The sequence below is a fragment of the Candidatus Acidiferrales bacterium genome (genome assembly GCA_036514995.1).
In the GTDB taxonomy this organism is placed as follows: Bacteria; Acidobacteriota; Terriglobia; order Acidiferrales; family DATBWB01; genus DATBWB01.
The window spans coordinates 1-10,632 of sequence record DATBWB010000047.1 but is presented as its reverse complement, the minus strand read 5'-3'; the positions used below and the strand labels follow the sequence as shown (position 1 = coordinate 10,632).

The window sequence follows — 10,632 nt, the reverse complement described above, 5'->3', positions numbered from 1 at the left end:
GGCAGGGGGCAAGCCCCTGCCCTACCCGAGAAGGCAAACCATATTCGCCTTACACGGTCATTGTGACTCTTGGGATTGCGCGTTCCCGGCCTGACTGCCCAGTTGACCCAGGAGGTAACCCGCCCCGAGGAAAACGGTAAGGGCAGCAAATGTGAATTTCCAGCGAGGCGCCCAGGCGAGCGGGGACACGAACCCTTCGGTCACCCCGGCCGCCACAGGCATGGGGATGCAACTGAGAATGAGCTGAATGACGCGGCGGCCGTCGCGACAAGAGCTAGGTCCAGCTCGAAAACCCCAAACCCACGAACGCCGCGGGATGGATCTCGCAGTTCAGGAAGAAGCAGACCCTAGAGCAAAGGTGTGCCAGGCCCAATTTGAGCTGCTAGTGCCGTTCCAACTTATTGCACCCAGCCCAGCGGCCGAAGCCGCTGGGCTGAACAGGAGATGTTTGGCCTGTCCGTCTACCGAGCACCACGTGGAGTGCGGGAGCTTGCTCCCGCTTTGGAAAGGCGGCGAGCCGCCGCACTCCATATTGGGCGACTTTTGGGCGTTGCGCCAATCTCAGATTTACATCTGTCGAAGAAACTCGCCGATTCTTTGCACCTCGCCGGGCGTTAGACCCGGATGGATTTCCAGCACGAGCAGGTTTTCCGCCAGCCAGTCGAGGTCCTCGCTCTTCTGGGGCTCGAGCGGCTCCTGAAAAAAAGGCCAGGTCGGGCGGAGGGTGATACCGCGGCGCTCGGCTGCCCGGATCCAATCCTCAAGCCCTTTCCCCGTTTCCGAGATATCGAAAAGCAGATAGGCCCAGTTGCTCTCCTCAAAAGTCTCCGGGCGGACGAGGCGTGGCCTTCCGGGACAGGACGCGAGTTGAGCGACGATCTGTGACGCCTTTTCGCGCCGGCGGCACAGATCGCGCTCAAGCCGCTTGAGCAGCTTCAGGCCGCGCCGTGAGGCCATCGCGCTCATCTTGGAGTCAAACCTTCCGAGATCGTAGAAGTTTTGAGTGTGCGCCTGAACGTCGCGGCCACGAGCGCTTGCCCAGCGCATCATGCGCTCGAGCCGCGAACCGGCCAGCGCGCTCAGCCGGCACCACCGCGGCCGATTGGCCACGTAGTCCGCCAGTCGCAAGATTCCGTACCGGGCCGCGCCGCGTGGATCGTCGCATAAGGCCAGCGCTAATTCCCTGGCTCGATGGACTTGCTGCGCATCGGCAATGGCCAGCAATCCCCCGCCGAAATTCCAGTCGCTCTTGGTCAGAGAAAAAGCGGCCAGATCGCCCAGCGTCCCCACCGGCTGGCCATCGAGTCGCGCCCCCCAGGCCTGAGCGCAATCTTCGATGACCGGGACCTGACGCGCCCGTGCGAGGCGCATGATTTCTTTTGTTTTTGACAGAGCACAGCCGTATAGATGCGGGAGAATCACCGCCGCTTCCCTACCCGAGAGTCTTGCGGACAATTCCGGCAACTGCGGGGAAAGATCGCGTCCGATGGGATAGAAGACGGGTTGCGCTCCGGCGCGCTCGACGGCTTCGACCACCTGCCGGCAAATGAAATTGGGGAGAAGCACCTCCCGCCCGCGCGCGTCGAGGACGTTCAAGGCCAGCAGCAGGCTGCCGCGCCCAAAGCCGGTGCCGATCACCCCTGCCGCCGGAAGCCAGTCCCGTTCCAGCTTGCTGGAACGGGACCAGCGGGCAAAGGCAGCCTCCAGGTTTTCCGTGGCATGCAGCATGATCTATAAGCGCGACCAGTTCGCGATGAGGCAGAATAGGATTATAGGGGAGGAAAGCCGCCACGAGTGCCGTTCTAACTTATGGGCCCCGTTCCAGCCCGCCGCGGCGGGGAAAGGGATTGGAACGGGACTCAGGGGAAATACCCGCCAATAGTTGGAACGGCAGGATGAGATCGAATCAGCGTTGCGGCTTTCCGGTGGGCTGGCTCTGACCTTGCTTTAGACCGCGCTCCAAGGCTGCCCGCGCCTCAGCAGCCGGATCATAAAGAAATTCCCATTCCATGTAGCGAGTGCCGTTCTTGTAAACGCGGATGGAGCGGCGGTTGGATTTGCCGGCCACGCCGATGATGCCGGTGCCAATGGCCTGGGTCGGCGAGATCCCCGGCGCACCTGTGCCGGTTGGAGGAACAGTCGGAGAGGGGGGAAATGGTGGCAACGGACGTTGGCGTGGTGTTCGGGGCGACGCTGGAGGCGGCGGGGTCCCAGGCGGACCGACATCTCCTTCATATTCTTCTTCCGCTGCTTCTTGTTCCTCTTCGCGGGGTGCCCGGGGCGGTTCTTCCGGACCAGGTTCGGGAGCAGGCGTGGCTTGCACGTCGGGTGGCTGCGGGTACGGCTGCAGCGGGCCGGTTGGCCCGGCGCCCGTAGTCGGCAGCAATCCGGCGCCACCCACCGGCGCAACCGCCGCCAGCCCGGAGCGCAGCATCACGCTGCCGAGGATGGAACCATCCGGCGCCAACCGGAGCAAGCGCCACTCGCCGTCGCGGCTCATCGGGTTCTTGTAGAGCTGTCGCAGAAAGCGAATATTGTTTTTCGGCTCGACCAGTTCCTCGAGCTTCGCGGGGAAGCGACCAAACCTTTTGTAAAAGAGGCCGACGGCGCGGGCGTATTGTTCGCCGCGAAAGATCATCTCTTCCTCTTTTTCGCGCTGCCCCTGGACCAAGGCGCGAGGAACAGCAACCGCCGCCGCGAAGGAAAGAAGGGCTACCATGAGGAGCAAGATCAGCAGCGCATACCCCCGCTCCAGATGAGCCGCGGCTTTCCGTCTCATGGCTGACTCACCCCGGGCCCGCCCTCCTCGAGGGGTAGCACCGCCCGGCGACCATCCGTTGCGTCCTCGAACTCGATCACATTGGCACCGATTCGAATCACCCGAAAGCGCCGCAAGAGCACTTCACCGGCGGCCGCCACATAGATCTGTTCACCGTCGGTGAGCAGCGCCTTGCGTCCGCCACCCTCTTCCAATACGCCGTAGAAGCGGAGCGGCACCTGAAGCGGCGGTGGAGCTTGAGCTTGCTGGGGCAATTGTGGCGCGACCGGATGCGGCGGGATGTAGTAGTCGAAGATATTCCGTTTCGAGCCGCGATACTCGACTCGCTGCACCGCCTCAAGCCGGTCCAGCAGCAACCGCGGGTCGCTCACCGCCAAGCTCTCCGCCCGGGCCGAACCACTTGTCGCCGCCGGCGCCGTGGCCGGAGCAGCCTCCGGCGACATCAGCCGGCGCAGATTCCACCAGGCAAGGAGCCCGATCAGGGCGGCCAACGCAACGGTGAGGACCTTCCGCTTCATGGCTGAAGTGCCCTAACTGCGAAAATAGGTTCCAACGCGCAAGGACAGGCGAATCTTGCCTGCCGCCGCTGAAGTGAGAGAAAGGCTTTGGATCAGGTAGAAGCGCTCGGAACGCTCCAGCCGATTCACAAATGCAACCAGCGCGCCGTAGTCGCCTTCGACCACGGTAACAATTTCCACTTCGCTCAGACCTTCCTCCGGCGAGGGTGGGGACTTGAAGCTGATACTATTTTTTTGCGCTCCCGTCTCCACCGCCATCCTGTCCAATTCGCCAACGATGCCCGAATAGCCAGCCCTGGCGCTCAGGAAGCGGCGTTCATAGAAGTCCTTTCCTTTCGCCTGGGCCTCGCCCAGGCCTGACTGGATGGCTTGCAACCGAGCCACGCTCGAGTGCAACTGGTTGCGCCGAACTTGGAGGGCGCGGGCAGTCGCTTCCTGCTCCGGCCGCTCGGTGCCGCCGCTGCGAACGGTCACAAAAATCAGTACCGCATCGAGCAAGAGCAACACGGCCAGGCCCGCTTCCACCCGTCTCTTCCACTGCTTGCGACCTCGTCCCATCTCAAGATGCCCCGTATCCGGCGGTCAGCTCGACGCGAATTTCCTCACCCGGCCGCCCGGAAGGCGCGGTTTCCGACTGAACCTCGACACCCTGGAACGCCGGTGATTTCTCGAGCCGGCGAAGCAGTTCGATGACGCTGGCAGCGTCGCGCGCCACGACCGTCAGTTTCACCTGCACGCGCCCGCTCGCCTCCTGTCGCGGAATGATCGTGGAGACGTGCACGCCGCCGGGCAACTCCTTCTCCAGGTCCATGAAGATTTGAGTCCACGAAAAAGACTTCAGCCCGATGAGCCCGTTCAGGAAAGCGGCGCGGGTGAAGACCCGCGCGATGTCCGGCCGTCGGAGCAGCCCTTCGATCCTGCGTTGCTCGGCCTCGAGCGCCCGGATGTCGCTGGAAAGTTGGCCAGCCCTGGTCCGCATCGCTCGTGTCGATTGATAGTTGTCAATGCTTTTGGCCGTCAGGAAAGCCGCTGCCGCCAAGGCCGCAATGCCGAGCAGCGCCGAAGCCAGATAGAAGGGCCGATTATTGAGCAGCGGTTCGGTGGCAAGGTTCAGGGAAATTTTCATGGTTCTATTGATCTTCTAGCGATTCAGCATCCAGCCAACTGCCGCGGCGAGATAGCGGTCCACCGTCTCCTTCTGCTGCATGGTCAGTCCCGGCTCAAGGCGGCGACTTGGCTCAAGCGGCGCGATGCGGCAGCCGGTCTCGCGCTCCATCCACGCGCGTAACTCCGCCCAATCGCCTTCCAGCCCGCCCACGCGCAAGACGCCAATCGGGCTGTGCCAGTTATCTTGGAAGTAAACAACCGACGGGTAGATCTCGTCGAACAATGCCCGGCCGGTGGCGTCCGCGGGAGACATTTCGACCGAGCGATACAGGCACAGCATGCCGTCGCGCTCGATCGCGGTGGTCAATGCCCCGCCGTTCAGGCGGGTGAGCCCGCCACCCATTCCCGGCACTCCTTCGAGCAGCGGCAGCGCGGCCAGGGTCGAGGGCAGGATCACTCCCGCCCCATAACCTGCCGCCTCCAGAATGACCTCGTACTGTCTCAGAATGTCTCGCCGGGCCACCGCCACCATCAGTTCGACACCGCCAGCCGGATTCGGCTGCTCTTGCCAGGAAACGACTGCATCCTCCACCGGAAAGGGCAAGCTTTTCTTGAGACGCCACTGGATAAGAGAGAGCGCTTCGGCCCGCCGCTGGGGCAGATTGTCAAAATGAAGGAGGAGGACGCGCGCCGCCAGATCGGGCACGATCAGCGTCACATCTCGCCCGTGGTCGCCTACTCTTTCGAGTGCCCGTCCGAGGGCGGTTTCCACTTCGGCCTGCTGCAGGACATTGGACTCAACGGGAGAAGGTCTCACTGCGCCGGCAGGGAGCGGTTCAATCGCGAATTGTTCCAGGCTGCGGCCCCGCTTGGCGGCGTGCCTGGCTACGGCCACGCAATCGGGAGCAATTTCGCAGCACAACGGCGGATGGGGCATCGCCCCCAGCCAAGCGCCAACGCTGCCAAACAGCCCGGGAGCTGAAAAGGAGAGACTCAGAACCAATTCCCCTGCCCTGCACCATACGGTGCAGAGCCCTGTCAAACGTTTTCGATAAAGGTGACCTTGTTGATCTCGCGCAAGGTGGTGACCCCGGCCCTGACCTTCCGCAGCCCCGTCTCGCGCAGAAACGTCATGCCTTCTTCCTTGGCAGCTCGTTTGATTTCCGAGGTGGGACGGCGGTTCACGATCATCTCCCGGATGCGATCGGAGAGATCGAGCAGCTCCTCGATGGCCGTGCGCCCGCGAAAGCCTGTCCCCGAGCATTCGATGCAGCCAGGCCCCTCGTAAAGCGTGTACTGGCTCCACTCCGCCGGATCAAGGCCGGATTCGGCAAGCGTCTCCCGCGAGTAGCGAACCGCCCGCTTGCAGCTTTCGCAGGTCACCCGCACCAGCCGCTGGGCCAGGATGCAATTCAACGCCGAAACAAAATTATAGGGCTCAACCCCCATGTTGATGAACCGGCCGATCACATCCACCACATTGTTGGCATGCACCGTGGTGAATACCAGGTGGCCGGTCAAGGCCGACTGGATGGCGATCTGCGCCGTCTCCATATCACGGATTTCGCCGACCATGATTTTGTCCGGATCGTGCCTCAAAATGGAGCGCAGCCCGCGGGCAAAGGTGAGGCCCTTCTTCTCGTTCACCGGAATTTGGGTGATGCCACGGATTTGATACTCGACCGGGTCCTCGATGGTCACGATCTTGTCTTCGTCTGTCTTGATTTCGCTAATGGCGGCGTAAAGGGTCGTCGTCTTGCCGCTCCCGGTAGGCCCGGTCACCAGCACCATCCCGTAGGGCTCATGGATATAACGGCGAAACTTCCTCAGATCGCTCTCGTCAAAGCCGATGACATCCAGATTGAGGTGGCGAAATTTCTCGCTGAGGGTTTCTTTGTCCAGCACGCGCAAGACCGCATCCTCACCGTTAATGGAAGGCATGATGGAAACGCGAAAATCAATGTAGCGGCCCTTGTAGCGCACCCGGAAGCGACCGTCCTGGGGAATGCGTCGCTCGGCGATGTCCAGCTCCGACATGACCTTGATGCGCGAAAGGATGGTGGCTTGCCATTCTTTCGAGATGGGCTGCATGGCGAACTGGAGAACCCCGTCAATGCGATACTTGACGGCGACTTCCTGATCGCCGCTCTCGATGTGAATGTCGCTCGCCCGACGCTCCAGCGCCGTAAAAATCAGCGTGTCCACCAGCCGCACCACCGGGCTCACCCCGGTATCCTTGGTCAGGCGATCGATCGAGATCGTTTCCTCGCCCTCTTCTTCCGGAACCACATCCAGGGTGAAACCCTCGGTGGCTTGCTCGAGTACTCGTTGGGATTGCTCGGTGCGCTTCAAAAGATCGCCGATTTCAGTCGCGGTGGCCACCTTGAGGGCCAGCTTGCGGCCAAGCAACAGCGCCAGCTCGTCGGTTTGCGGGACCCGGCTCGGGTCGGAAACGGCAATCACCAGGGTGTTGTTGACCGCTTCCAGGGGCACAAAATTGTAACGAAACATCAAATCCGCCGGGATGGAGCGGAAGAGTTCCGGGTCAATGTGATGGTCGTGGAGCTCAATGAAGGGGCACCGGTAGCGTTCCGCCAGGCGGCGTGTTCGCTCCCGCTCTTCCGTTTCCTCCGGAAGCGCGTTGGCATGAAGGGGACGATTTTCCATATCCATCCTTGCTTTTACCGCGTCTGAGCGCCCAGCGAAAAAATGGGCAAATAGAGCGAGATCAAAATAAACGCTACCACAAAGCCCATGAAAAGCAACATGGCCGGCTCGATCAGCGACGTGAGCGTTGCCATGCTTGTGTTGACGTCCTCTTCGTAGAACTCGGCCACGCTGGTTAACATCTGGGGCAAGGCTCCGGTGGCCTCGCCCACCTCGATCATCTCGATGGCCATCGGCGGGAGCAAAGCGGTGGCTTCCAGGCTGGCGTGCAGCGACTGCCCATCCTTGACCCGCCGGTTGGCCTTGCTGAGCGCGGAGCCGATCAGCGGGCTGGGCACCGAGGAGGCGGCGGTTTCGAGCGAGTTCACCAGCGGCGTGCCGCCGGAGAGAAGGGTGGCCAGCGTGCGGGAAAATTGGGCGGTCTGATACTTGATCCAGACATCGCCCAGGATGGGCAGCCTCATCTTGCCGCGGTCGAGGAAGAGCCGGCCGCGCTCCGAGCCCAGCCAGCTATAGCCACCCGCGAAAACGGCCAGGAGTACCAGCGAACCCAGCAGGGCGAATTGTCGAATGGCCAGCGAGATGCCAATCACCATTTCGGTAAGCGGCGGAAGTTGCGCGTGCGCCTCCGCGTAGAGCTCGTGAAACTTGGGCACCACCCAGACAAGCATCAGCGACAAGACCGCCGTGATGATCACGACGAGGATGGCCGGATAAATGAGGGCGGCCACGAAGCGCCTGCGCGCGGCCAGGGTCGTCCGCTGAAAGGCAAGGAAGTACTCGAGCACGCCGGCCAGGTTGCCGCTTCTTTCGCCAGCGAGCAAGGAGGTGGTGTAAACCTTCGGAAATACTCCCATGGCCTCAAAGGCGTCCGAAACACTGGCGCCGTTTCGGACACGCTCGCGGATGTCGTTCAAATAGCCGCGCATGCTGGGGCGCGCCGCTCGCTCGGCCAGCAGGTCGAGCGACTTCAAGATCGGCAGGCCGGCGCGAATCAAAGTCATAAATTGCTGGTTGAACAGCAGGAAGTCGCCGGCGCGCAGGCGCCGGCGTTTCTTGCCCCGCCCCAGTGTCAATGTCGGCAAAGCAAGCCGGGGCCGCACGGAATAGACAAACAGGCCACGGTCAACCAGCCGCTGGCGCGCCTCCGCCTCCGTCCGCGCCGTCTCCACCTGCTCGAAGATTCGGCCGGTTGTGTCCGCTACCCGGCAGTGAAATTCAGCCATCGTCGTTTGCGCGATACCCGTCGCTTCCCTTCGACTACGCTCAGGGCAAGCAGCAAGCTCACGACAAGTCTAACATCAGCGCAAGTTTGGTCAAGTTGGTAGGGGCGCACGACCGTGCGCCCCTACTCCCGCGCCGTGACAAGGTCCGCCTCATCCATCACGGCAACCCCGGGAGGAACCCTAAAGCGAAATTCCTGCACCGGAAGGGGCAAATTCTCTTCCCACTTGCCGAAGCGAAATTCGACTTCGCGTCCGACCGCGTCTCGAATCAGCAATCGGGTGAGCTGATAACCATCATTGAATTCCAGGATCGCTTCCGCATAGCCGTCATCCGGCGAACGGGGCAGACCACGAAGCGCCCGCCGCGGCGGGCCCCCACCGGGCGGTGGCGAAGCCGCCCATTCGATTTTGGAGAAGATTCTCCCGAGCCGCACGTTGCCCGCAAGCCAGGCGAGCGGCGCGCGCCAATCGGCGCTCTCCCGCAATAGGCTGCGACGAACGGTTCGGTCAGCGGGCACGTAGAAATAAACCGTTCGGCCATCCGAGACAAAAAGTTTGCTCTCCGGCTCGCGATATTCCCAGCGCATCTCGCGGGGCCGCCGTAGGCTCACGATCCCCGATTCAAGGCGGACACTCGCCGGAGAATCGCTCCATCTCTGGATGAATTCCGCCCGCAAGGTCTTGACGGGCCGGTAGTGCCGCTCAACCTGCTTCACCACGCTCGAAAGATCATCTGCCGACGTCCCAACAGCCCCGAAAAGCCCCAAAAGCCCCAAAAGAATGAAACAAAGGCTAACCGTCCCGAGCATAGGCATGGGTAGAAAATCTATCACAAGCCGGCAACCCCTGTCGAAACCTCAACCCTGAGGAGTGTCGGGATTCATCCCGTTCGCCGTGAACCCGTTCAGGGTGAACCCGACATGCATGCCGGGCTGAAAGCCCGGCGCTCCTATGGCAGCTCGAGAAGTTTCGCCCGCCAATGACGCGCTTCATCCAGGCGCCCCTGCCGCTCGAGTGCCTGAATGAGGCCTTCATAGGCGGCACGCGTGCCGGGACGAAGAGTGATGGCCTGCTGGAATTCCTGGATCGCGTCTTTGTCTTGTCTGAGTTTTACAAAGACGTTGCCGCGAGCAAGGTGGGGAAAGGGATTGCGGGGATCGAGCTCCTGCGCCCGCCCAAACGCATCGAGGGCGGCGGCCAACTGGCCCCCCTTCTCCAGGACGTATCCCAACCGCATATGTCCCACCGGGTTCTTCGGCTGAATGCGAGTGGCCTTCCGGAGATGCTCTTCAGCCGCTTGGGTATCTCCCCGGAGCATATACATCCATCCCAAATCCGCCTCCGGCGCAAAAACGGCTTCGGGCGAGAGGCCGAAGTCGAGCGGCGCCAATCGAATCGCTTCCCGATCCTCTGCCATCGCTTCGTCCAAACGATTCCGCAAGACCAACTGGTGCGCGTAGTTGGCCCGGTGGATGGCGGAGTTTGGACTCACCTTCACTCCGTGAGAAAACAAGGAGTAGCCGTCCTTCCAGTGGGCGTTCTGCCGGACCGTAGCTGTCGAGAAGAGGCCCAGCAGTAGAATGACCGCCACGCCCACCAGGCCATTGCGCCACTTGAGCGGCAGCGCTTTGAAACGAAGCGGAAAGCTATCCAGTATTCCCGCGACGATCAGGACAAAGCCCACTGACGGCAAGTAAAGATACCAATCAGCAAAAACGTGAGTGCCAAGCGCGCGCAGGTTCATCAGCGGCAGAAGCGCCAGCAGCGTCCAGAGCCAGCCCAACCAGGCCAGCGGCCCCGATGGGATCGGGGCTCTTCGCCAGTGCCACAGGGCGACCGTCAAACCCACAAGGGCCACGAGCGAGATCAACACTTCCGGCTGCAACAATGAGCGAGTCGGTCGGAAGGCGTAGTACATGGAAAGCCCGTCCGGCCAGATCAACTTCTCAAGATAGGCACCCGCCAGCCGGATCCGGAACAGATTGATTTCGTAGAAAGTGGCTGAAAACTGGTTGTTCAGCTTGTGAAAGTAGCCCAGAACCGCCATGCGAACCGCCACGTAGGCGGCGATGACGACGAGGTAAGGCGCAAGCCGCCGCGACATTGCCCCAATTTTGCTCGCCGGCGTATCGCTCCGCCCGAAATAAACAGCCCACAATGCCACCAGGAGAGCAGGCAGAATCAGAGCAAGCTCTTTGGATAGCAGCGCTCCCCCAAGGGCGATCGGGCCGAGCCAATAGGAGCTTGTAGGGGCATATGGCCATACCCCCCTACCTGCCTGAACCTCCACCAACAAGGCGATCAAAACAAAAAAAGTGCACAGGAGGTCGCCCAG

General features: G+C 61.8%; 10 protein-coding genes. All 10 read right to left on the bottom strand.

The window, feature by feature from the left end:
• Window positions 1-567 precede the first annotated feature (567 nt).
• On the bottom strand, window positions 568-1,728 hold the full coding sequence (locus tag VIH17_03505; GenBank protein HEY4682299.1) for a DegT/DnrJ/EryC1/StrS family aminotransferase: 1,161 nt from the start codon (window positions 1,726-1,728) through the stop codon (window positions 568-570).
• 178 nt (window positions 1,729-1,906) lie between these two features.
• On the bottom strand, window positions 1,907-2,779 hold the full coding sequence (locus VIH17_03500; GenBank protein HEY4682298.1) for a hypothetical protein: 873 nt from the start codon (window positions 2,777-2,779) through the stop codon (window positions 1,907-1,909).
• Window positions 2,776-3,297: a hypothetical protein gene (locus VIH17_03495; protein ID HEY4682297.1), complete on the bottom strand. Its 522-nt coding sequence runs from the start codon at window positions 3,295-3,297 to the stop codon at window positions 2,776-2,778. Before VIH17_03495 ends, VIH17_03500 begins: the two co-directional genes overlap by 4 nt.
• 12 nt (window positions 3,298-3,309) lie before the next feature.
• Complete coding sequence (locus VIH17_03490; protein HEY4682296.1) at window positions 3,310-3,855, bottom strand: hypothetical protein; 546 nt, start codon at window positions 3,853-3,855, stop codon at window positions 3,310-3,312.
• Between the two features lies 1 nt (window position 3,856).
• A complete protein-coding gene (locus VIH17_03485) occupies window positions 3,857-4,423 on the bottom strand; it encodes a PilN domain-containing protein (GenBank protein ID HEY4682295.1) in 567 nt (188 codons plus the stop codon).
• Window positions 4,424-4,438: 15 nt separating this feature from the next.
• The gene (locus VIH17_03480) at window positions 4,439-5,407 is read right to left on the bottom strand and encodes a hypothetical protein (protein ID HEY4682294.1); all 969 of its coding nucleotides are present in this window, start codon (window positions 5,405-5,407) and stop codon (window positions 4,439-4,441) included.
• Window positions 5,408-5,442: 35 nt separating this feature from the next.
• Window positions 5,443-7,071, bottom strand: a complete 1,629-nt coding sequence (locus VIH17_03475; protein ID HEY4682293.1) for a GspE/PulE family protein — start codon at window positions 7,069-7,071, stop codon at window positions 5,443-5,445.
• A gap of 14 nt (window positions 7,072-7,085) precedes the next feature.
• Entirely contained in the window at window positions 7,086-8,297 is a 1,212-nt protein-coding gene (locus tag VIH17_03470) for a type II secretion system F family protein (GenBank protein ID HEY4682292.1), read from the bottom strand.
• 122 nt (window positions 8,298-8,419) lie between these two features.
• Window positions 8,420-9,016, bottom strand: coding sequence for an outer membrane lipoprotein carrier protein LolA (locus tag VIH17_03465; protein ID HEY4682291.1), 597 nt, complete (start codon window positions 9,014-9,016; stop codon window positions 8,420-8,422).
• A 230-nt stretch (window positions 9,017-9,246) separates the two neighbouring features.
• Window positions 9,247-10,632, bottom strand: a 1,386-nt coding sequence (locus VIH17_03460) for a tetratricopeptide repeat protein (protein HEY4682290.1), incomplete at its 5' end; no start/stop codon positions are given.